18 protein-coding genes are annotated in these 21753 nt (G+C 41.0%); 8 read left to right on the top strand and 10 right to left on the bottom strand.

Annotated features, from left to right (window positions below):
• Positions 1 to 609, bottom strand: coding sequence for a hypothetical protein (locus tag V6R21_RS23115; protein ID WP_334245904.1), 609 nt, complete (start codon positions 607 to 609; stop codon positions 1 to 3).
• A 364-nt stretch (positions 610 to 973) separates the two neighbouring features.
• Positions 974 to 1615 (bottom strand): peptidylprolyl isomerase, encoded by a 642-nt coding sequence (locus V6R21_RS23110; RefSeq protein ID WP_334245903.1) that lies wholly within the window; start codon positions 1613 to 1615, stop codon positions 974 to 976.
• A 175-nt stretch (positions 1616 to 1790) separates the two neighbouring features.
• Here V6R21_RS23110 and V6R21_RS23105 point away from each other — a divergent pair, with 175 nt between their 5' ends.
• Together V6R21_RS23105 and V6R21_RS23100 are read left to right on the top strand one after the other, a co-directional pair.
• The gene (locus V6R21_RS23105; RefSeq protein WP_334245902.1) at positions 1791 to 2201 is read left to right on the top strand and encodes a VanZ family protein; all 411 of its coding nucleotides are present in this window, start codon (positions 1791 to 1793) and stop codon (positions 2199 to 2201) included.
• Complete coding sequence (locus tag V6R21_RS23100; RefSeq protein WP_334245901.1) at positions 2198 to 2734, top strand: dihydrofolate reductase family protein; 537 nt, start codon at positions 2198 to 2200, stop codon at positions 2732 to 2734. Before V6R21_RS23105 ends, V6R21_RS23100 begins: the two co-directional genes overlap by 4 nt.
• A 66-nt stretch (positions 2735 to 2800) precedes the next feature.
• On the opposite strand, the gene V6R21_RS23095 is transcribed toward V6R21_RS23100, so the two are convergent.
• Positions 2801 to 4588 (bottom strand): cytochrome P450, encoded by a 1788-nt coding sequence (locus V6R21_RS23095; protein WP_334245900.1) that lies wholly within the window; start codon positions 4586 to 4588, stop codon positions 2801 to 2803.
• A 238-nt stretch (positions 4589 to 4826) separates the two neighbouring features.
• On the opposite strand from V6R21_RS23095, the gene V6R21_RS23090 reads away from it, so the two are divergent.
• Positions 4827 to 6323 carry a cryptochrome/photolyase family protein gene (locus tag V6R21_RS23090; RefSeq protein ID WP_334245899.1) on the top strand — a complete coding sequence of 499 codons (1497 nt, stop codon included), beginning with the start codon at positions 4827 to 4829 and terminating at the stop codon, positions 6321 to 6323.
• Positions 6324 to 6406: 83 nt separating this feature from the next.
• Here the strand turns inward: V6R21_RS23090 and V6R21_RS23085 are convergent, their stop codons facing one another.
• Positions 6407 to 6877 (bottom strand): GNAT family N-acetyltransferase, encoded by a 471-nt coding sequence (locus V6R21_RS23085; RefSeq protein ID WP_334245898.1) that lies wholly within the window; start codon positions 6875 to 6877, stop codon positions 6407 to 6409.
• Between the two features lie 201 nt (positions 6878 to 7078).
• Between V6R21_RS23085 and V6R21_RS23080 the strand changes: the two genes are divergently transcribed.
• The 4 genes from V6R21_RS23080 (at position 7079) to V6R21_RS23065 (ending at position 10372) form a co-directional block, all read left to right on the top strand.
• Complete coding sequence (locus V6R21_RS23080) at positions 7079 to 7270, top strand: CPXCG motif-containing cysteine-rich protein (RefSeq protein ID WP_334245897.1); 192 nt, start codon at positions 7079 to 7081, stop codon at positions 7268 to 7270.
• A gap of 165 nt (positions 7271 to 7435) precedes the next feature.
• Positions 7436 to 8884, top strand: a complete 1449-nt coding sequence (locus V6R21_RS23075; RefSeq protein ID WP_334245896.1) for an OmpA family protein — start codon at positions 7436 to 7438, stop codon at positions 8882 to 8884.
• 257 nt (positions 8885 to 9141) lie between these two features.
• Positions 9142 to 9612, top strand: coding sequence for a hypothetical protein (locus V6R21_RS23070; protein ID WP_334245895.1), 471 nt, complete (start codon positions 9142 to 9144; stop codon positions 9610 to 9612).
• A 151-nt stretch (positions 9613 to 9763) separates the two neighbouring features.
• Positions 9764 to 10372 (top strand): DUF4291 domain-containing protein, encoded by a 609-nt coding sequence (locus V6R21_RS23065; protein ID WP_334245894.1) that lies wholly within the window; start codon positions 9764 to 9766, stop codon positions 10370 to 10372.
• A gap of 13 nt (positions 10373 to 10385) precedes the next feature.
• On the opposite strand, the gene V6R21_RS23060 is transcribed toward V6R21_RS23065, so the two are convergent.
• The 4 genes from V6R21_RS23060 to V6R21_RS23045 all read right to left on the bottom strand — a co-directional run bounded on the left by V6R21_RS23060 (position 10386) and on the right by V6R21_RS23045 (position 16998).
• Positions 10386 to 11375 (bottom strand): AAA family ATPase, encoded by a 990-nt coding sequence (locus tag V6R21_RS23060; RefSeq protein WP_334245893.1) that lies wholly within the window; start codon positions 11373 to 11375, stop codon positions 10386 to 10388.
• Between the two features lie 5 nt (positions 11376 to 11380).
• The gene (locus V6R21_RS23055; protein WP_334245892.1) at positions 11381 to 13381 is read right to left on the bottom strand and encodes a TonB-dependent receptor; all 2001 of its coding nucleotides are present in this window, start codon (positions 13379 to 13381) and stop codon (positions 11381 to 11383) included.
• A 157-nt stretch (positions 13382 to 13538) separates the two neighbouring features.
• Positions 13539 to 14687 carry a hypothetical protein gene (locus V6R21_RS23050; RefSeq protein WP_334245891.1) on the bottom strand — a complete coding sequence of 383 codons (1149 nt, stop codon included), beginning with the start codon at positions 14685 to 14687 and terminating at the stop codon, positions 13539 to 13541.
• Positions 14688 to 14991: 304 nt separating this feature from the next.
• Positions 14992 to 16998 (bottom strand): glycyl radical enzyme family protein, encoded by a 2007-nt coding sequence (locus V6R21_RS23045; protein ID WP_334245890.1) that lies wholly within the window; start codon positions 16996 to 16998, stop codon positions 14992 to 14994.
• A 740-nt stretch (positions 16999 to 17738) separates the two neighbouring features.
• Here V6R21_RS23045 and V6R21_RS23040 point away from each other — a divergent pair.
• On the top strand, positions 17739 to 19409 hold the full coding sequence (locus tag V6R21_RS23040) for a pyruvate dehydrogenase complex dihydrolipoamide acetyltransferase (protein WP_334245889.1): 1671 nt from the start codon (positions 17739 to 17741) through the stop codon (positions 19407 to 19409).
• 56 nt (positions 19410 to 19465) lie between these two features.
• Here V6R21_RS23040 and V6R21_RS23035 read toward each other — a convergent pair whose 3' ends face one another.
• Together V6R21_RS23035 and V6R21_RS23030 are read right to left on the bottom strand one after the other, a co-directional pair.
• Positions 19466 to 20191, bottom strand: a complete 726-nt coding sequence (locus tag V6R21_RS23035; protein ID WP_334245888.1) for a GIN domain-containing protein — start codon at positions 20189 to 20191, stop codon at positions 19466 to 19468.
• Between the two features lie 5 nt (positions 20192 to 20196).
• Positions 20197 to 21291, bottom strand: a complete 1095-nt coding sequence (locus V6R21_RS23030; RefSeq protein WP_334245887.1) for an acyloxyacyl hydrolase — start codon at positions 21289 to 21291, stop codon at positions 20197 to 20199.
• Between the last annotated feature and the right edge of the window lie 462 nt (positions 21292 to 21753).

The following is a 21753-nucleotide window of genomic DNA, read 5'->3' as shown; positions in this document are numbered from 1 at the left end:
TTATTCCCAGTTACCTGATGTAGTCGCATCAGTTTGTGAACCAAATCTCAGGCGCCATCTTGTAGGGCTAGGGTTGCTATCTTTTCTTGAAGGATCTCTTGGAGCTGGGTCAACTACCTCAACGGCAGGAACAGCTACGTTACCTTTTTCGATATTACCAGCCCAGATTTCGAATTTCTTATCTGTACCTGGTACAAATGGCAGCCTTTCTGGGCTGAATTTAGGATATTCTTCTGTAGGGAACAAAGCCAGAAGAGCTTGCTCTCTTGCAATTGTATCGTACTCAATTCTTACACTGTCAGTTCTAGTGTAGTACAATGGATCATTCTTAGTTCTTGGAGTGATGATTTCACGCTTTTCAACAGTGAAGATCGTATCTGTTTCCACGAAGTCAATCAGTGTGTCCCAAGAAGCTGTATAAGTTTTATATCTGTTGAAGTAAGCTACTTCTGCCTTTCTGATTTGTTTCAGCTTTTCAGTCACTCTTGCTTCAGCTACTTTGATCTCTTTTGCTTCAATAATAACGTCTGCAATACTGTGATATACCCGCCATGCCAGAAAAGCCGTCACGGGAATCATAATTAACGTGAGTATCTTTGTCTTTGTCATCGTTTTTTGTTTAATGATTCATTCAAATATTATGATTCTGATAGGTGCAAATACCAGAGATCAGTTTCTTATTACCGTTAGCACAAATAGAAAAAGTGAAATATATTATTGGTATAATATATTTACAGTTCGCAAATTTATCAACATTTCTTTGAAATGGTAATAGGATTGGATGGAAATCTTTCATAATCGGAGGAAAAAACCTCATAATTTTATGATAGGTACAGCTTAAAAGTGCTGAATCATCCATTTGTGATCCTGTTTATTTCCCTCTTTTTCTGTTTTTGTATTATTTTGTTACCGTGCCTTTTAGCGTTATAACAAACATTTAAGGTTTTCAGTTAGCAATAGGCAGACTGAATTCCTACTTCCCTTTATACTCGTAACCGAATTCCTTGGTGATGTCTTTTTTCTTCATTCTTTCCAAGGAAACGCTCATTCTGATAGGCTCAAGTGGACGAGCACTTCTGTCAACATCTTCTGCTGCAATCACATCAACAACCTCCATTCCACTGATCACTTGCCCAAAAATGGTATATGCGCCATCCAAATGGTGTGCGCCTTCATTGGCCTGTACAATGTAAAACTGGCTGCCACTGGATTTTTTGTTAGGGTTAACACTATCGTTTTGACGGGCCGCAGCCACCATACCTCTCTCATGTTTGTATGGAGTATTCAGCTCTGCGTTTAGTTCGTAACCAGGTCCTCCCATCCCTATTCTGGTAGAATCGTTTGACGGCTTTGTATTGGGGTCACCTCCCTGAATCATAAAACCATCCAATACCCGATGGAATGATGTGCTGTCATAAAAATGCTGACTAGCTAACTTCAAAAAATTCTTTTTGTGCTGGAGAGCATCATCAAAAAGAATCATTTTTATATCTCCCAACCTTGTAGAGATTGTCACAACATAGTCTTTTTTCTTATGCGGTTTGTACTTCAGTTGGGCTTGAGCATGGAGTCCAACAGAGAGTAAGAGTAATAGGGAAATTAGTGTCTTTTTCATTTATTAGTTTGTTTATCAGGGAAGTGCGTGAATTATAGATTCTATCAGTATATTCATACACCATTTATATAATTCAAATATTACCAAAGGTTACACCCTCACCTCGTTCATCGAGCGGTTTTTTCGTATTATTGTGAGGCAGCGCCGAATTTACAGGGATTATTTTTCTATTCAAATGTCAAAACAAAACTGGAAATCGTTGGGACCTGCCCTGATCTGGACAGCCCTTACACTTTATGCATTTTTCTTTAAGGTTCCAGATCCACCTGAGGCAATATCCATACCTTATTTTGATAAGGTGGTACACTTGGGAATCTTTGCAGGATTTAGTTTTCTATACATATTTGGCTTGGATCATCAAGCATTTTTCAAGTTGTCCTTCCCAAAGGCTGTATTGCTGGCTATTGGATTCAGTATTGCCTACGGCGGGATTGTAGAGTTAATTCAACTATACTTTATTCCTCACCGTTCAGGTGATTTCGTTGATTTTATGGCAGATATTGCAGGAGTATTGCTAGGGTGGACCTGTTACAAACCGTTGATGAAATGGTTTGAGCCATTAACTTCCAAATACTTTGCTTTATGAGAAAGGTCGTACTTTACATTGCCACAAGTATGGATGGTTTTATCGCTAAAGAAGATGGAGATGTCAACTGGTTGCATGATGAGGCATTTGCTGAGAAAGAAAATGACTTCGGCTATGCAGACTTCTTGAGCAGTATTGACACAACCTTTATGGGCAATAGTACCTACAAAGTTGTAATGGGATTTGATATACCATTTCCTTATCCAGATTCTACTAATTATGTCGTAACATCTGATCCATCACAGCCAGATACCAATGATGTGAAGTTTATAGGTAGTGAAGAGGTAAAGGATTTATTATCCCAGATAAAACAACAAGAAGGAAAGGATATTTGGCTGATTGGAGGTGGAAAGCTCAATGCATTTTTCCTTGAGCATGGATGGATTGATGAAATACGCCTTTTCATTATGCCAATTGTATTGGGGAAAGGTATCAAGATGTTCGGAGAAGTAGATGACTTCAGTAAAAAGTTTGCGCTAAAGGAAACAGAAGTATACACAACAGGAGTCGTAGCATTGCATTATGCTAAATAAAGACAACTTACAACAATATAAGGCCGCAAGGAGATACTTGTGGCCTTTTTGTTTTTACTGGAAGATTCATTTCTCCCGTTTAGCTTTATCCGTTTCAGGAATAGGTATATCCTTCCTTAAGGTAAATGAAACATCAAGGTTGGTAGGCAACATGGTAAACTCTAGCTGCTCTTTTACCTCTTTAGGATTGGACTTTAATTCAATATGGTAGTTTTTGCAAAACATGGAGAGAATGACCTTGATCTCTAATAATGCAAGACTCCTTCCGGGGCAAAATCTTGAACCAGCACCAAATGGGATAGATGCTTCAGGGTTGTGTTGTGTGTGCATAGGACAACCATTGGGTAGCCACCGTTCAGGAACAAAGTCTTTTGGATGTGTGAAATTCTCAGATTGTAAGGCTGAATGTTGGTTATGAGTGATCAGTGTAGTGCCTTTAGGAATGATGAGTCCTTCAATCTCAATTTCTTCCAGCGTATCAAGGTAGAGCATAGGAGCAACGGACTTCAGGCGAAGTGTTTCTAGTGCAACAGCTTCCGTGTAAGTTAGCAGGGCTGCATCCTCATAATTCTGAAGCAAGTGATCCTCCTTTAGAACCTGTTTTGCCTCAAGGTGCAGTTTTTCCTGAACCTCAGGATGCATCCCCAAAAAATACATGGCCCAAGCTATACTGTTGGCTGTGGTATCTTCGCCAGCTAAAAGCATTGTAAAAACATTTCCCAAAATTTCTTTGTCAGTGAACTTGTCCTCAGCTTCTTGCTCTACCAGCATGGCTTCAAGAAAATTGCCGGGGCTTGTTCTTAACTCAGGATTTGCTTTCAGCTTTTGCTTTGCCTGACTGATAAACTGATTGATCGTTTTGGTTACTTCTTGTATTGACTTTTCGTAAGACCGGTCAGCAGGAAGTTTCATATACCTCCAGTATGGAAATGGACTATTAAGCCTACGGAAAATGGTTGGGAAAATAACCTCCATATGAGCCTGAATGACATCTCCGGTCTCTTCTATGGTATTCATGTCGTAACCAAAAGCAAGGTTGGTAGTAATATCTACCGTATAGCGTACAGATAATGCATGTATATCTATTGGTCGATTTTCACTTATCATAAGATCCATTTGACCTTTAAGCCTCTGAGTCACTAGGGTAAGTGTGGGGAAGAAGGTTTTCAGGTGATGGATATTCAAGGCACGGGCTGTTACTTTTCGTTGTTTTTGCCAATCATCTCCTTCAGCCGTAAATACCCCTTCTACACCTGATTCATTGATAATGTCGGATAGCTTCTTGGATCTCCGGATCAGTTTAGGACGGTTTTTGAGTAACTGCTGATTAAAAGATATCGAGGTGGATACAACGATTTCTTTTCCAGCTAAGTCAATTCTGAATAATGGTCCCAATTCATCAGAAAGCAGTTCAAGGTCCTGATGCATTTGGGCAAAGTTGAATTGGTGTAGATTACCTAGAAATGGAAGCCCTTTTGGATGAGGAAGGCTTTTAATGGATTTAGTCTTAGATGCAGATTCTTTGGGTAGGTGCGTAGCTTTCCATTGGTTGATTTCGTCCTGATCTAAATAAACCTCAGTCCCATCTATAAGTGGAGTGAATTTATGGAGACATTCGTTGCCCGCAATTCTTTTTCCAGTCTCATGATCAAATTGCCATCCATGCATATGGCAGATTAGTCTTCCTCCTTCCACTTGCCCTTCTGCGAGTAGCGCCTGCTGGTGAGGGCATTTTCCATAGAAAACATTAACCTTTTCCTTTTGCTTTAAAATCACAAGATCAATTCCTTCTACTTCTGTCCCAAAAGGTGTGTTGTCCTGAATGCCGTTGAGCGTAGCAATGAGTTTTTTCATTCTAATTAAAATGGGTTATGAAGGTTGATGAACTTACTGTGTAGTAGTTGACCTGCTCAAGTTTATTGAAACGAACAGGGTTGGTGAGTTTAGTAGAGTTGGAGACTCCCGATAAATAGTATTGCTCGTTAACAGTTATTTAAATTAAATTTTAATCATAACAAAAAAATGTATCAGGAAAATGGAAAGGATTTGACCTTCTTTGTTTTAAACCCTACAAATTGATAACTAGCCCTATATGAAATCCCTAACCTTGGTATTCCCACATCAGCTTTACAAAGAACACCCAGCAGTGGTGAAGGGCAGGCAGGTAGTGCTGCTCGAAGACCATCTGTACTTTTCCCAATACCCTTTCCATAAGCAGAAACTGGTATTGCACAGGACTTCGATGAAATTTTATGCTGACTTCTTAAAGGACAGTGACATTCGGTCAATTTATATTGAAGCCAATGCACATGAAGGTTTGGAGTCACTTTTTGAGCATTGGAAAAGCGAAGGGTGTAAAGAGGTTTATTATGTTGATACGACTGATTACTTATTGGAAAGGAGGTTGGAAAGGTATGCAGGAGACAACCGTATTAAGCTGAAACGTTTTGATGCCCCCTCTTTTTTGCTGAGTAGGGAAGAAGTGACTTCGTTTCTGGTAAAGGATAAGAAAAGGGGGTACTTGATGGCTGATTTTTATAGGGACCAACGGAAGCGTTTTGATATTTTACTGACAGATGAAGGGACTCCTGAGGGAGGTAAGTGGAGTTTTGATCAGGAAAACCGGAAAAAACTGCCTGCTGATATATCGTTGCCACATGTTTATTCTCCAAGAGATAATAAGTATGTAAAGAAGGCCAAAGCTTATGTTGAGAAGTATTTTAATAGCCATTATGGTGATATGGATAAGTTCAGCTATCCGGTAACTTTTGATCAGGCAAAAAGGGCTTTGGATGACTTTATAGAAAACAGGATCGGAAAGTTTGGGGATTATGAAGATGCCATTGCTAAGGAAGAATCTGTTCTGTTTCATTCTGTACTTACTCCCATGTTGAATACAGGTTTGTTGACGCCTGATCAGGTATTGGATCGTACGTTTAAGCTGAATGAAAAATATGACATTCCACTCAATTCCTTGGAAGGATTTGTCAGGCAAATTATAGGTTGGCGTGAATTTATGCGTGGTATTTACCAGTTGGAAGGAAATTTTGAAAGAAAGCACAACCATTACCGCTTCAAGAGGAAAATACCGGAACATTTTTGGCGAGGTGAAACAGGAATCGAACCCATAGACAAAACCATACAAAAAGTAAAGGAACGGGGATATTGTCATCATATCGAGCGGCTGATGATTTTGGGTAACTTTATGCACCTTTGTGAGTTTGCGCCAGATGAGGTATACCGTTGGTTTATGGTGTTTTTTATAGATGCTTATGATTGGGTAATGGTACCAAATGTATATGGTATGAGTCAATATGCTGATGGCGGTTTGATTACAACCAAGCCTTATGTATCAGGTTCCAATTATGTGCTTAAAATGAGTGATTACAGTAGAGGAGAATGGTGTGATGTGTGGGATGCTTTGTATTGGCGTTATATCCACAAGCACAGGCGTTCTTTTGAGAGGAATCCGAGAATGACCATGATTGTCTCATTATTGGATAAAATGGAAAAAGCTAAACTGGATGCACATTTGGCAACCGCAGAAAAGTATTTGAAAAATATTGACAGAGGAGAAAAGTTGATTTAAATAAGTCTCTTAAATTTATAAAAGTAGAAAGCAGTCAGGGTGTAGCCTTGACTGCTTTTTTTAATATCATCCAGTTTATGGATTTAGCTCATACGGGTATTAGCTTTTATTTTTTTCTCAAAGCAGACACTGCTTTTGACATTTCTATATTGACCGTAATTCGGGATAAGCTGGTAGTCATTTTTTTGGTAAAGCCTGATTGCTTCAGGTTGTTTGATTCCTGTTTCAAGTATACATAGCCTGAATGAAAGTTCGCTGGCCCAATTTTCCAATTCAGATAGAATCTGAGAGGCAATGCCATTGCCACGGAGATTAGGAAGAACAAACATTCTTTTGATTTCCACTATATCATCTTCGTATGCTTTGAGCGCTCCACATCCAATGGCAAGATTGTCCTGATAGACTACCACTACATGTTGAATTGTATCTATAGTATTGTACTGGGCAAAGAATGAATGCTCTTCACCGTCTCTGATACGGAGGTCTTCGTCAAGGAGCTTAACCAATGATATAAAGTCCTCGTTATCGGAGTTTGTCCTGATAATTGTAGTCATGAGATGATTTGTGGGGAAAGAATTATTTTTCAGAATTTATAGTCTTTATAAATCTAAATAATACATGGATTAGTCCAAATCACTCACCTTGTTAATGTTTGTCAATTGTGATCTTCTTCTTTTTTATCCAAACCTGATGGAACTATCAGATGAAAATATTTGCTATCAAAAATATTGAGTGAGGAGTATGTAAGATGACTTATGGATTTTGAAGAAGAGTATTTTTTTCAATGTCCTTACTGCGGTGAGGAGATATCTATGATTATAGATTTGACGGTATCAAAACAGACTTATATCGAAGATTGTGAAGTTTGCTGTAACCCGATTGAGGTTAGCTATGAAACAGAAAATGGTAGTATAATGCTTTTTGATGCAAGGTCTATTGAGCAGTAGAGTTGGATTATTTATTATCCAAAATAGCAGAAAAGTAAGTTATCGGTTAACATATGTTTAGAGGGGAGTATGCATTGAACTTATCTGATGAAAATATTATTCTACATTAACAATGTGTAAGAGATTTTGACTGATAAGCAACCCACAGAACTGAATGCAACTGCTATGAAAACAGAAAATTTACGTGAACTATTCAAGAGTATGGCAATGGTAATGTTGCTGGTACTCCTTTCGGCTGGTGTTATAATGGCTCAGGATACCCGTTCCTCTTTGTTTGGAGCCATTGACCAAACCATGGAAACCGCTTTGGAAAAGAAAGCTGATGTACTGACTCCGAAAACTTATCAAAAAGCAATGCAGCATTATGATAAAGCAAGCAAGGCTTTTGAGAAAGGCGATGATCTTTCAGATATCCGTGAAGAATTGGAAGAAGCAGAGAAGTACTTTAATGAAAGTATCAAGAATATAGACTTGGCCAATGTGATGTTCTCGGAAACATTGGATGCAAGAGGTGATGCACTGAAAGCAGGTGCAGACCAACATCAGAAAGACCTTTGGGATGATGCAGAAAAAGAGTTCAGGGATGCCGCAGAAGATTTGGAAGGTGGAGACTCTGATGATGCAAAAGAAGGTGGACAGAGAGCTACCGAACTTTACCGTAAGGCGGAAATGGAAGCTATTGAAACAAACCTGTTTGGTAGTGCCAATACCTTGATTGAGCAAGCTGAAGATGCTAAAGTGAAAAAAACAGCACCAAAAACTTTGGAATCAGCCAAGGAAAATTACAAAACAGGGATAGAGATGCTGGAAGGTTCTCGCTACGACACTGAGCAGGCTAGAGAGCTTGCACAAAAAGCGGAATATGAAGCCCGACATGCACTGTACCTTAATACCTATATCAGATCACTGAAGGATGAAAAGAAAACAATGGAGGATGTCATCCTTGATAGTGAGGATAATATGCGTAAGGTAGCTGGCGCAATGGGAGTGGAGTCTCCAGAATTTGATCAAGGTTTGGGAACTGTAGCGGATAACATTACAGAAAGATCAGCGTCTATGCGTGATAGCTTGAATCAGGTAACATCTGAGTTGGAAGCAACTGAAGGTAAAGTGAGCGAAATGGAAGGCAGACTCTCAGAAATGTCAAGTCTGGAAAGTGAGCTTGCTTTTGACAAGGAAGTTGAAGAGAAGTACAACCAGATATTCAACATGTTTGATGCAAGCCAAGCAGAAGTTTTCCGTCAGGGTAAGGATATCATTATGCGTATGAAAGGTTTTGCTTTTGACGTTGGTAGTTCAGAAGTGAAACCGTCCAACTATACACTGCTTTCGGATGTAAGAAGGGCTATTGAGATATTCCCGGACAACAAGATTATAGTGGAAGGTCATACCGACTCTTCAGGTAGTGAAGCAACCAATATGAAACTTTCTCAAGAAAGAGCAGATGCAGTTAGAGAGTACCTTGTTGAAAATATGCAAGGGTATGACAAGGAGAGAATTAAAGCTGAAGGTTTTGGTGAAAATCGTCCTATCTCGAGCAACAAGACCAATGAGGGTCGTGCGGAAAACAGACGTATTGATGTGATCATCAAAGTTGAAAATATGCAGAAGTAAAAATAGAATAACCAATATTGTGAGCGTAACAGAGGTAAGATTCTGTTACGCTTTTTTGTGTTTTGAGTGTGGGTTTAAAGTGTTGATTGTTAGTGGTTAATTATGTTTTTGGTGAGTTGTTATAAGTAGAGGGATAATGAAAATAATAGAAATTCATTGTCCGATTCCAATTTAAAATTGCCTTATGTGTATCTGACAAATAAACAAAGGCGTTTTAACTAATGCCTGACAAGCACCTTTAACTTAACAATTAGCATATGAGCAAGAAGATATACATACAACTAGCAACTTTACTGATTACATTTTTGACCTCTTGTACATTTGTAGATGTGGATCCTGAGCCTGAGAGATTGGCTTCAAATGAGCTTTATAGTAGAAGAGGCGTTACGATAGATTTGGAATGGTCTACAGGAGGTACTGATTATGATGCAGTCCATGAAGCAGATATAGATCTTCAATTGTTTTTGTATGGTGACCTCATTGCCAGTTCTGAAAGGGATTATGATTTTGAGTCTGTTGAGATTTTCGATGAAGATCCAAGAGGAACCTACGACTTGGATGTGATTTATTACGAAGGTTGTAGGGATGTTTATTATACTTTATATATCACGTCTAGCGAGACTGGAGATATGATTACGATAGATGGGCATTTTGATGGGTGTGATGGAGGTGATGATTACCATACATTCCATATCCGAAAAGATGGAGATTATTATATAGTAAACTAACATAGTTACTCCAAAGCCCTCTGAGAAGGGCTTTTTTTATGAATATAATTTTTTGCTGAAAGAAGTGATATTTGTCTTTGGATGGGGATATAGGATTTAGAAATGCTTCTAAAGTGGGCATTTATTTTTTACAAAGAATTGAATAACTCAAATGAAAGAAAAAGAAATCAGGGCTGTGTTTGATGAGGATACGATAACGGTCTATCAGGCATACAGGGCTGCCATTGGGGTAGCTGCTGTAGAAAACCAACAGTTTGTGCCACCCTTTAAGCTAACAAGGATGACTTGGATAAAGCCATCATTCCTGTGGATGATGTACCGCAGTGGTTGGGGACAGAAAGAAGGGCAGGAACATGTGCTGGCTATCAAGATCAAGAGAGAAGGTTGGGAGTGGGCACTCCGTCATTCATGCCTGTCGCATTATGTAGAAGGTGTCCATTCATCGCATGGTGATTGGAAAACTAAGCTGAGTGCATCACCTGTGCGTATCCAGTGGGATCCTGAGAAAGACATCTTCTTGGAGAAGCTGCCTTACAAATCCATACAGGTAGGACTGTCAGGCATTGCAATAGAGAAGTATGTCAACGAATGGGTGGTTTCCATTGAGGACATCTCTGAAAAATGCAGGCATATCCATTCGCTGGTTAAGAATAGGGAGCTTGAAAAGGCTAAGGCACTGATGCCGAAGGAGGAAATCTATCCTATCCCTGAATCCATTGTACCTATTATCCATGCTTCTATGGCAGACCAGTCTGTCTGAAACACATTGCCGTTCATTGAATATGATGAACGCAATGTGTTTTTATTTTTTGCATAAACCTCTCCAGCCGCTTTTCCCAAGTACCGCCTATCTCTGTCACTTGAATCCCGAATTTCTTGATGGTTGCCCGATGGAACTCATCCAGCTTGTTGCGGTAGGTTTCATCCAGCCTTGTCCCGTCCTGCTCAAAGGGTAAGTCACGGGTAAGGTAGCAGTAAAGGTTAGCCTTGTTGGTCTGGTAGATGCTGTCCGGTACATCAAGGTAACTGCCAAACTCATACTTTGCATAGGACTGTGTAATGTGGATGTCCGTATCAATCAGTATAAGGGGTTTGAGCTCTTGCTCTGCTTCCCTGATCAGTCTGGCGTGCTCCGCTGCTATCAGGTAAAGGTGATCTACCGTAAAGTGGTTGGAGTTTTCCACTATCTTCCTGCCAGCTTCCTCGACCCATGAGGTACTCATCAGTTGGGCAGCTGTTTCAGAGATGGTTGTCTTTCCGGTGCATTCCGTTCCCAACACGACTACCTTCTGCTGGTAATGTCGTTTGACAGCATCTGGCAAGAAATCCCAGTGCCTGAAAATATCTTCCCTGATACTGGTGGCACTGATAGGCTGATGTACCCGCTGCGGATCAAAAGGTATATGGCGGATACCCATATAGTCGGCCACATATTCGCCGTAAGGTTCGGACGTAACCAGAAGGTCTGTGTCCGGCAACAAGGCTTGGAAAGCCTTTGCCCAAACCGCCGACACTTCCCTTGATGAGACAGACGTATTGGGCAACAGGTCTTCCTTGTAGTCAAAGGTGATGACTTCAATGCTTGTATTTGGGCTGAATGTATCCCTGATCCAACTGGCTCTTGCTTCAGCAGCCAGCGTTTCCTTGTCACTGCCGCACACTACCACAAAAAGTTTTTCGCAGTGTGTAAGCGCAAACTCCATCATTGCCTTATGCCCCATATGGAAGGGGAGGAATTTCCCGAATACAAATCCTTTCCTCATAACCTTTAGAATGAATAGGTCACCATCATATACCAGTTGGCAGGCGCCTGCACAAACAGTTTTCTGGAACCGTCATAATCGATATAACCATTGTTGAAATAGCGTGTGTTGGTCAGGTTGTTGACCATCAGTGACAGCTTCAGGTGATTGAACTGGTAATTGGCTCTCCAGTTCAGTAGAGTATAGTCCTTAAGCGTTGCCTCATTGGCAAAGTCCATATAGGATGCGCTCTGGTAGCGGAATGAAAGGGCTGTCTCAAACTTGTTGTAACGGTACACTACTTCCTGATTCACAATTACCTTTGGCGTCAGGATAGGAGAGAAGGTAGTCTCCTGCTGTGTGATGCGGCTGTAATTGTAAGAGGAGTTGTTGATCAGGGTCAACTGCCTGATAGGCTGGTATTGCCATGACACCTCCAGTCCGGTACGGTAACTTTTTTCCACGTTGCTGTTCAGCGCCAGACCGTTCGGACCAAACTGCCCGTTCAAGACCATCTCGTTTTCGAAGTCCATCCAGTATGCATTGACACTGGCAGATACCTTAGGGCTGTTGTAGCGCCATCCCAATTCGTGGTCTGTTACATATTCGGCATCTGTTGAAGAAAGCACAGGATTGTTTTGCTCATCTATCGGTAACTCATCTGATCCTGCAAACATATCATTCCTTGTCGGCTCACGTCCCGTTCTTCCTATACTGTAGTAAAGGTCACTTGCTTCACTGAGGTGATAGGTGATGCCTACCTTCGGGTTCAGGAACTGCCACGAAAGCAATGAGAAGTCTACAAGAGGCTGTGTGTAATCAAAGTCGGTATAGCGGTACTGCAAGTCTGCGTACAGCACTGCCTTGCCTGCCGTATAAGCCACTTTTGAGAAGGCACTGAACTCACGCTTGTAGCCGACATTCTGGTAAAGTTGTCCTAAGGTTTTTTCAGAGCCGGTATGTCTGCGTGAATAGCTGTTGGCTTGAATGCCTGATGTCCAGTCAAGCCTGTCTGTTTCGTATTGGTAGTTGGCAAACATGCCTACGAAGTTTGACCTGAACGCATAGTTGTACAGTTCATCCGTAGAAGGGAGCCCCAAAAAGTTATTCAGGTCGAAATCATAATTTCCTTCCAGGTAATTGTAAAACACGCTGGCATTCAGTGTGGCGTTGCTGTTGAGGAAATGGGTGAATTGCAGTTGTGTCAGGGACTGGGTAAAGTTATCGTCTTCCTGATCTGTGTTGGCGCTTGCCTTTGGGTTTTCAGCAATCATTTCTTCAGATACACCCAGCCAAGCCATTTCATTTTGCTGGTTTCCCGCAAAACCGGTTAGCTTCAGGATACTCTTCGGAAGAAAGATACCTCCGCTGTAAAACACGGAACTTGAAGTGTTGGCAGCGTTGTCACGGTACCCATCCGAATGCAGGTGTGACCCTCTCAGGTATAGTCCCATATTGTTGTGCAGTCCGCTTTTGTATTCAGCAAATGCCCTATAGGTATTGTATGAGCCATAACCTGTCCCAACTGTTGTGGCTGATGAGTCACGCAAGGAAGGTGAGGTGAATTGCAAACTGCCTGCATAGCTGGAGGTACCGTTCTTGGAGGTACCTACCCCGCGCTGTACCTGTATGTTGCTGACAGAGTTCAGGAAGTCAGGATAGTTGGAGAAATAGACACCTTGATCTTCAGGTTCATTCAGCGGCACACCATCCAGTGTCATGTTGATACGTGTCTGGTCTATGCCTCTCATCCTGTAGTAAGAATATCCCTGATAGCTTCCTGCATCGGAGTACACCGTGATGGAAGGTGTCTCGCTCAGCAGGAAGGATGGTTCCTGTCCTACGTTTTTATTCATGAGTGCTTCACGGCTGATATCTTGAAATGTGAAGGGGGATTGCCCATCGGCAAGGTACCCGACGGAGACTGTCGCTTCGGGCAGTTGCCTTAGTGTAGTGTCTTGTTCTTGTGCGAATGTATTACCCATTCCAATGGTCAATGCAGCAAGTGCAGTCAGCAATATTTTCATCGTCAAAAAGTTTATGGCCAAGCCTAAAAAATACGCCGGCAAAAAAATAAGAAGCTGTAAAGTTAAACAGGAAGATGGATGAGACAATTATATGGACATAAAACAGTCAAGCAATGGCAATAAGAAAGGGTACCTGTGTGGGTACCCTGACTGAGACTTACTGTCTGCAATAATCGTCATATACTTTTTCAGGTGTATCGTCCGTGTTGCTGTAGTCAATCTGTACCCCCACCTTCGTGTCAATCAGTGGTGGATATACAAACAGGTATGACCTTCCGGTCCAGCTGTCAGCCTCACAACAGAAGGTATTCCAGTTATCCCCATTGACCTCATTGGTTTGCAGGATATAGTCGCCAGTAAAGTCATTCTGGATACGTTTCTTGTGTCGCAGCACTACCCCGTCAAAATGATTTGGAATGCCATTGAAGCGAAGCAGCAACTCATCACCTATCTGAACAGTGGTAAGGGTGAAGTAATCTCCCTTGTAGACTATGGCATTCTTTGCCAGCAGTGACCTGTCAGGCAGTTCCGTTTTAACTTGCTCTACCTTTTCATTCTTGAATGCTTCCAGCAACTGGATAAGTTTTTCTGCCTCTTCCTTTTGGGCAGGGTGGCTATCCAGCGACAGGTAGTACTGAATCTCGTGCAGGGTATCATCGGCAAAGACAAGCTTGCCTTCACGGTCTTCCCTGTTTTCAAAGTCAGAATATTTTTGCAGGACTACTTCCCATATCTTGGCTGTCTTCTCATCGGTTTCCTTTTGCTCCCATATGCTTTTCAATGCTTGAAGTTGCAGGTTTTCAGGAAATGACTTTAAAGCCATTGTGATGTTTCCAAAGACAGAAGAAGTCTTGTCATCACCTGAGTTAAACATCTCTAACAAAGCATCTGAGATACTGCCGATGCCCATGGCATATTGGTTGTTGTACTCACAAACAAATAACATTTGTCCTTCCCTAATATTAGTGAAGCTAAGCTCATAGGTATCAGCACCTTTTTGGAAAAAGGAGACAGGTTCAGTTTGCTTTGGATTATTAAGGTTCAAGTCGTTGAGGCCCTGTATGAAAAAGTTGGTCTGCTGGTAATTCCAGTCAGGAAAGTGGGCAATTACCTTTATGTCTGTATCCTGAAAAGGGATATGCTTAATTCCTCTTAGTTTGTGATAACTGAAGTCATACCGAACGGTACAGGATTCAAGCTTGTAATAGAGATCATTGTATGATAGGTAGTAACCGTATTCGGTTGGTTGGGTTACTGCTTCTGCCAGTAGAGATTCCTCCAGTGGAGACTTGTGTGTGTGTGCCATGATTCAAGGTTTAAGGATTAAAAAAGACGAAATAATGCCTTTGGTAAGGCTTCTGTGGATTATGTCAGTTGAAAAGTGTGTTACCGATTTTCCATCATTACCTGAGAGCAGTAATCGTGGTAGCGGTACATAATTGGGTTTCAATCTAGTGATAAATTGCAAGCAGTCCATCCGTGCAAGGTAATAACACCAAGGTCTCGCTTTTTGAGCAGGTGTGTTGCTCTAGCCAATGATAAAAAAAGCCCCTTCATGAAAAGCATGATACTTTCATGAAGGGGCTGAATATTTTCTGATCTGCTAAAGCTTACAGTACGCAGTGGTCACCGTCACAGAATTTCTCTGCTTCGCTGTCCACACCACCACTCATTTCAGAGAAGTTAAGTGGCTTGATACCTTTTACCAGCTCATCATATTTGTCTTTAGAGATTTCCTCGTAAGGCATTTGAGGATAAACCGTGTTACCCATTTCCAGCTTAGGCAGGAAGCTTACAGACTTCAGGCGGTACTGGTAGTAGTTCAGGATAGGCTTGATCTGAGTCGCCTCATCTTTCTTGAACGTTACGGTTACTGATACCTGGTTGTCTGCCCAGAACTCCTGAATGAAAGCTGCCAGTGAAACCTGTTCCCAGATACTTACCTCATTAACCGTTCTAACGTTAGAAATCTCAACAGGAATGGAAACCACCATTGTGTTTGATTCAGCAACGCTTGGCTCAATGTGGAAGTTTGCCTCACGGCATTTATCCAGTAGAGGAGAGTCCTTTGCTATTCTGATACGACGGATATAGTGGTTGCTCTCAGGGTAGTGCATACCTGGTGTTACACCTGGCAGCAATGATACTGTACCTGAAGGCTTGATAGAAGTAGTCTTTACAGAGCGTGGTACACACAACCACTCACTGTAGATCTTGTCCCAGTTTTGGATTGTGTTGTAACCCTCGTCACACCAAGTTCTCAATGTTTCCAATCCATTGCCTTCAATGAATTGCGCAATGCCTGACATAGATGTACCGATACGACGGTTACGCAGCAATACACGGTTGGTCTCTGCCCAGTGTGTATTCGTTAGCGTTACAGTTTTGGCATACAGGTAAGCAAACTTCAGTGTACGCAGGAAGTCTTCCTTGCTTTCCGCTCTTGTAGGGAATGTCTCCACCAGACAGCATAGCTCATAAGATTCCAGAGACTGCTCTGCACAAGGGTTAGTACCCATTGCTCTTGCGTCCTTGTAGTCAGGTGCGTCACACATACGGCCAAACTTGCGGATATTGTCCAGCCAGATGTAACCAGGCTCACCGTTAACGGCTGTCTGTCCTGCTACCTTGTCGTAGTCCATACCCACCTCTGCAAATACAGAGTTGTTTGAAGACCAACCGTAGTCAGCACGGTGTGCCGCAGAACCTTCCATTTTCATGGTCTCGTTGTTCCAACGGTAGTCTTTCAGTTTTAGGTACTCATCGTCGTTCGGATCACCAAATACGATTTCAGCACTACGACGAACGTTACCTGCTACCACGCAGCAACCGATCATGTTCATAATGTCCACGATATCAGTTGTGGAGATGTGGCTGTCTTCAGGGCGACCATCAAATTTTTCAATGATTTGGTTGTGTAGCTTCTTCAAAGGCTCTGCTCCTGAGCTTACACCACCGAAACCTTTGATTGGCTCACCTGCTTTTCTAATCTTGCTGTAGTCAAACTCAACCGCAACTCTGTTGGGGTGCAAGTAAGTGTCAAGCAGCATACCTACACTGGTTACCCAACCTTCACGAGAGTCAGGAATAACATAGGTAGTCGTCTCTTCTTTGTTTGGTTGGTTAATCTTAACCTGTCCAGCTCCTTTTACATCAAAACCAACACCAACACCCAGCATCGACATGTCCATCAGGAATTCGAATGGTTTTACGGGGTCTTCGCTTAGTTTTTCAGTACTTACAAAAGAACAGTTGTTAAGTGCTGCAAACAGGTTACGTTTAGTTGTCAGTTCCGATCCCATTGCCCAAAGGCCTCTACCTGGAGGGAGGAACTTCATATTGAACATCCTGTCGTACATCTCTTGGGCTGAAACTTGCGCTTTGTCGTCATCCCATCCCAGTTGGTACTTTAGAATGTGGTTTTTCTGGATTGTATAGGTTCCTTCAACAACACGTCTGACAGTTTGCCACCATACTTCATTACTTCCATCCTCATTCAAACGTGAATAAGTACGCATGTACACCAGCTCACCCAAGCCGTTAAAACCAAAGGGAGGGTTGGTGTTTTTGTACTTTTCAAGGAATGATTCATCCAGAGCGAATTTATAAGTCATCATCAGTTGAATTTTTTAGGTAAAAATGGTGGTGAAAATTTTGTTTGAGTTATAGTCAATATTTTTTGGTTGTAACAGGGCTATTTTCATTTGTGCTGTTTTTATAAAGCCTAAACATTGGAGAGTGCCTTTAGTATCCTAATAAAACTCTCTTGATAGTGGTTGTTTGTTTAACTATTTGAAAAACAGCTTTAAAAGTTAATCCTAAATGTTTTAGAGGTAAACCTGTAAGGTATGTCTTGGTCATTTAGAAATGTCCTGTACTGGCGTTTCGTGAGGCAATAGCTGCAATGATTACAGCTGACAAAAATCTTATGAAAAGTTCACAAGGAGGTATTTGTCAAAGTTAATTGAATTGCAGGGGTTCATTTCACTCTCGCTGTTGCAAATAAAATTGTACAATATGAATAATGCAACATTGAATTTTTAAAGAAAAAAAGCTAATGATAAAGCTCAATGAAAATGTTAATCTCTCTTATGCTACTATAAGTGACTTTTTACTTTTATGTGAATAAACCTTTGGCATTTAAACATCTGTAAATACATATTGTTGCTATAAGGTCTTATTTTAGATGTGTGTGGGGGTTACTTATTTCATAACCAGTGAGATAACTGTGTGAGTGGTGTGGTGGGATAAAAAAGGTCATTGAATCAAAATTGTGACAATCAAATAATCCTGCTATTTTTGAGCACGAAAACGAAAATTAGACAATAATCTCGAATAATCAGACAAAATTTTCACTATGGCAGAAGTAATCAGAATGCCGAAGATGTCTGACACCATGAAAGAAGGTGTGATAGCGTCTTGGTTAGTAAAAGAAGGTGACCAAGTAAGTTCAGGAGACATCCTGGCTGAAGTGGAAACAGATAAAGCAACCATGGAATTGGAGTCATATGAGGATGGCACAATTCTTTATATAGCAGCGCAAGAAAAAGCAGCTGTGCCAATTGATGGCATTATTGCAATCATTGGTGAACCAGGAGAAGATTATCAAAGCCTTTTGGATGGTAAAGGTGCTTCTTCAGCTCCAGCTGAAGAAACTGCTGCGCCAGCAGAAGAGGAGGCTCCAGCCCAAGAAGCGGCTGCGTCTGAAGCAGTAGATACTTCAGGAATCAATGCTGAAGTAATCAGAATGCCAAAGATGTCTGACACTATGAAAGAAGGTGTTATTTCTAGCTGGTTGGTGAAAGTAGGAGATGAAGTGAGCTCAGGAGATGTTTTGGCGGAGGTTGAAACTGACAAAGCAACTATGGAGCTTGAGTCATACAACGATGGTACTATGCTTTATATCACTGATGTAACTAACGTTCCGATTGACGGAGTGATTGCGATCATCGGTGAAGCAGGTGCAGATTGGGAAACACTATTGAAAGCATCTCAGTCAGCTCCAGCTAAGAAAGAAGCTGCTCCTAAGGCAGAGGCTCCTAAAACAGAAGCACCGAAACAAACTGCATCGGCTCCAGCTGCAACACCACAAAAAACTGCGGCACCTGCGGCTTCAGCACCAGTTTCAAGATCGGCAGCACCAGCTCCTGAATCAGATGGAAATAGAGTATTTGCTTCTCCATTGGCTAAGAAAATGGCTGAAGATAAAGGCTTCAATATTGCGATGATTCCAGGTTCAGGTGAAAATGGCAGAGTAGTGAAGCGTGACGTGGAAGCGTTCGTACCTCAACCTACTACAGCAGCACCTCAAGCGGCTCCAGCTGTAGCAGCAGCACCAGCAGGTGTTGAGCACTCTTACGATGAGCCTGTATCACAAATGCGTAAGACTATTGCTAACCGTTTGACAGAAGCGAAATTCACAGCACCTCACTTCTATTTGACATTGGACATTGATATGGACAATGCAATTACAGCAAGAAAGAGCCTGAATGAAGTGTCTGACGTGAAGATTTCATTCAACGATATGGTTGTGAAAGCAGTAGCAGCAGCATTGAAAAAACATAAATATGTGAACGCTGGTTGGATGGGTGATGCGATCCGTTTCAATGACCACGTGCATGTCGGTATTGCAGTAGCTGTACCTGACGGACTTCTGGTACCAGTAGTAAGACATGCTGACCAAAAAGGAATGTCTGCAATCTCAGCTGAGGTAAAAGACTTGGCTAAGAGAGCTATTGATAAGAAACTGCAACCACAAGATTGGGAAGGTTCTACTTTCACTATCTCTAACTTGGGTATGTTTGGTATCGAAGAGTTTACAGCGATTATCAACCCGCCAAACTCTTGTATCCTTGCAGTAGGTGGTATCAAGCAAGTACCTGTAGTGAAAAATGGTCAGATTGTACCTGGTAATGTTATGAAAGTAACATTGTCTTGTGACCATAGAGTAGTAGATGGAGCTGTAGGTTCTGCCTTCTTACTTGACTTGAAGAAATTCTTGGAAGATCCAATCAGATTGCTTGCATAAGGCATCTTTTAAGATAAAAATAGATAGCCCCTGTTTCTAATGAAACAGGGGCTTATTTATGGTCCAATAAGTTCTCCTCCTCCTGTATGTTGAACAGAAATACTGTCAGGTTGGTGTACGTATTCTACATCTCCTTCAGAGTATAAGTTGACGCTCAGCATTTTTATTGGGTTGACAGTAATCCTACCAAGCCCTCGGTGATTTACAGTAACTGTATTGGCCTTCAGTTTACTACACTCCAAATTGCCTATATTGTAATACATTCCTAACGATAAAACTTCACTATCGCCTTCAAGTGTGACAGGGGAGATACTGTTACTGATGATTCTGATAAGTTGGCTATTTATCTTCAAGTGGAGACTACTGGAGCTTCTTTGTGTGAATATTGTCAGTGTGTCTATTGTCAGAAGATTAGCTGATGTGATGTCTCCTGAGCCAGAAGGAGATAAGTATTTGAGAGAAGATGTAGATAGGTGTAGTATAGGACTGTGCTTTTCTCTTACCCAGTTGCAGTAATTATTATTATAAACAGTTAGTGTTTTTCCGTTTTGAATAAACTGAAGGTCTGAAAAAAGGTTTTTACCTGTTTCTGTAACAACTCTTTGGTGAGGTGCAGAGCTGATTGAGACAGCAATATTGTCATGAACAATTAATGAGTCGATTTGAGTGAAGTCTAATTCATATGATTCAATAGGCCCTGTTGACTGGAAGCAATCAAATTCAATCTCATTACATGCAAAACTGAAAGTTAGGCAAATGAGGTATAGCAGTATTTTTCTCATGTGAGCTAAATTTTAAAACCTAATCCCCATTCTATTCCATCTGAGTTGCCAGTAAAGCTTCTGAGTGTGATTGATGCGAATAAATTATTGAACCAGTACCTTAGTCCAATTTTTTGATAGAATGTAGGTAGTGTGTCTAGTTCTTTATAAATGTGGGCAGCAAGTAGAATAGGTACACTGATCTTTCCCGCCTTAAACTCATATCCACCAAGAAGGCTGACGGTTTGGTGGTCAGGTACATTGTCGTTTGTTGAGTTGTAAAACCATTGCGTTTGCATAAAGTGAACTTCCTTTTTCAAGGCTTCACTATATTGATAATCCACTCCAATATTGATAGCATGTCTATAATTTAGGTTTTTGGCAAAAAGGAGTGTAGCGTTATAAAATGGCCATCTACCAAGAGTAGGCAATACTTCTTTTGCACCAGTGGCTACTTGTAATAAGCAATGGAGCTTATTGTCCAATGCTGGAGGAAGTAGATTTTTCTTAAAATCAGGCTGCTGTATTTTGCGACTAACTCCCAAACTTGTATTCAGGAGGTTTACACCACTGTTAGGGGCTGATAGTCCTCCGTTTGAATAGTGTGTAAGTCCTAATTTGAGGTCAATTGACCAGTAGTTATTGATATGTATTTGCTGGAGGATGCCGATATAGAGTATAAAGGAAACTGGTTGTCCAATGGCTGTATTAAGTGGGTTCTTTTCGATGTCAAAATATCCAGGAGTATAAGCTAGCCCAATGCCAAGAGGAATAAAGGTAGCCCCTCTTTTTCCTCTATAGATATTCCTACGATAGTCTAGAGAGAGGCTTAACATCTTTTTTAGGATGTTGCTTCTGTAATCAAAGTATTGCAGTGATATACCCCAAAGAGGATAATTTTGGACTTCTTCCCAGTATTTACGGCCATCTGTTTGTCTAAGATAAGTGACTTCAAAACCTAATGGTTTATGGTAACTCAAGTGCTTAGTGTTATCAATACTTAACATAGTATCACCATGAAGACTTGCCCCAAAATCATAGGTATAGGAAGCAGAGTCAAGCTGAGCTAATAATGTGCTTGATTGTAGAAAGATTAGAAGGAAGAAACATATAAGTTTCATGATGGTCGAAAGTGTTTTTCAGTGTTTCCTGGTTGGTGTAAGTTTTAGATGGAAAAGCACTGAATAGTATAGCTGGTAGTAAAGTAAAGAGAGGTTTGTTTGCGTTTAGTCTATTAAAAACTAAAGAGTACCGGAGGTCTTAAAAGGTTTTGATTTTGGTCGTACAAATGAAACTACATTTTCTTATATATCCTATATTACGTAAGGTTTCAGGTGTGTTTAGGAACCTTATGCTAAACTTGTTGATATGTGTTAGCAATTCTTACAGTCAGAAGATCTCTAAATGAAAGGAAAAAGGATGGAGATTTTAAGACAGTTGGGAGCTTTAGAGGTGACCTATTTCTGCGTATTTATCAAAGTAAAAGTCTGAGGTATAACGAAGGTTATCTTTTTGTTTTGAAAATATCAATCTGTTGTAAATGTTACAAAATTGTTATTTACCAATGCAAAAAAATGCAAATA

Source organism: Limibacter armeniacum, from assembly GCF_036880985.1.
GTDB classification, from domain to species: domain Bacteria; phylum Bacteroidota; class Bacteroidia; order Cytophagales; family Flammeovirgaceae; genus Limibacter; species Limibacter armeniacum.
Note: the sequence above shows the minus strand (reverse complement) of the source record. Positions and strands in the feature narration are given on the sequence as shown.